The organism is Vibrio sp. Vb1755 (assembly GCF_033338635.1).
GTDB classification, from domain to species: Bacteria; Pseudomonadota; Gammaproteobacteria; order Enterobacterales; family Vibrionaceae; genus Vibrio; species Vibrio alginolyticus.
Genome location: NZ_JAWOTA010000202.1, coordinates 1 through 1,262, shown reverse-complemented (window position 1 = coordinate 1,262; position 1,262 = coordinate 1). Strand labels below are relative to the sequence as shown.

The 1,262-nt window shown below is 41.0% G+C and carries 2 protein-coding genes; both read left to right on the top strand.

Annotated elements, in window-relative coordinates:
* Positions 1-256: 256 nt before the first annotated feature.
* Positions 257-415: a hypothetical protein gene (locus tag R7E00_RS23905; RefSeq protein WP_005477734.1), complete on the top strand. Its 159-nt coding sequence runs from the start codon at positions 257-259 to the stop codon at positions 413-415.
* Positions 416-446: 31 nt separating this feature from the next.
* Positions 447-1,181: a hypothetical protein gene (locus R7E00_RS23900; RefSeq protein ID WP_021486491.1), complete on the top strand. Its 735-nt coding sequence runs from the start codon at positions 447-449 to the stop codon at positions 1,179-1,181.
* Positions 1,182-1,262: the final 81 nt, after the last annotated feature.

Here is a 1,262-nt window from a genome sequence, read left to right as displayed (position 1 = left end):
TTGTTGAGTAGAGTAGGGAATTGATACTATTTCTATTGGTAATATTCTCACTTACAAACATAATCTTTGGTAATGCATCGCCAGTGGGCCTTAGGTAAGTTATTCAATTAAGAGCACAAAATTGATCCAATCTAGCGCACGCGGATGGAAATCTACGCTAAGTTGACCTTGCGTAACGTAGAAATGAGTTACAATAAACTTTTGTGAAACTGTCTTGTGAGTTAGTCAGTTTTACACGATTGGACAAGGAGGCTGTATGACCAGATTGTTAGCCATTGCGGTATTGATAGTTGTAGCGTTTGTGCTATTCCGTTATCGAACCAATGAAAAAGTCCAAAAAGCGACCGTCATAACATTGATTGGCGCATTCCTGATTTATACCGCATCCATTGTGATTGCGGAACTGATTCGCTAGCAAGATAGAAGAGTCCTTGGAGTAATATACGGTGACTTCTCAAAAAAATATTGAAGAACAAGATGAAGTGGTTGTCATTGAGGAACGTGACAAACGCACACACATATATATCGCAATTGCAGCGGTACTAGGCTTGGCATTTGGGGGCTTGGCTGGCTCTGTTTTGACGGCGAATAAATGGGAATCTACTTACCAAGTTTTAGAAGATAAATATCAAGCGCTTGCGCAAGATAAAACCGCGTTAGTTTCTCAAGTTAAAACTCGTGAAGAATCGCTAGACAAAGAAATCCAAGAGAAAGTGAATGCACTGCTCGCAGAAAAGGACGCCGCACATCAGAAAGCGCTGAAAAAATTACAAGCTCAGCTTACCGAGGTCGAGAAGGTTAACTTGTCGTTGGAATCTCAAGTGAAGCAACAGAATGACAAGTTGAGCTCGAGCAAGACAGAGAATGAAAAGCTCACTCGCCAAGCGGATATGCAAGCAACCATGTTTGAACGCTCTCGTGAAGTGTTCCAGAAAGAACTCAAAATCTCGCAAGATCTAGAAGCGTTAGAGAAAGAGCGTGAGAAGCTACTGCCGAAAATCGACAAGCTGAAGAAAGAGTGTGATGTGTTCTTAGAAGGGAAGTCGTGGGATGTAAAATCCGATGCTTGCGATAAGCACGATGAAGCAAATTCTCGACTTAGCCAAATTGATCAACTAATTGAAGTCTACAAAATGGATCTCAAACAGATCAAAGAAATTACATCGGATATGGGTTTATAAGCTCAACAATACACTCGATTGTTCATATAAAAAGGAGCTCACTGAGCTCCTTTTCCTTTACCTATGTCAAGCTAAAACTCG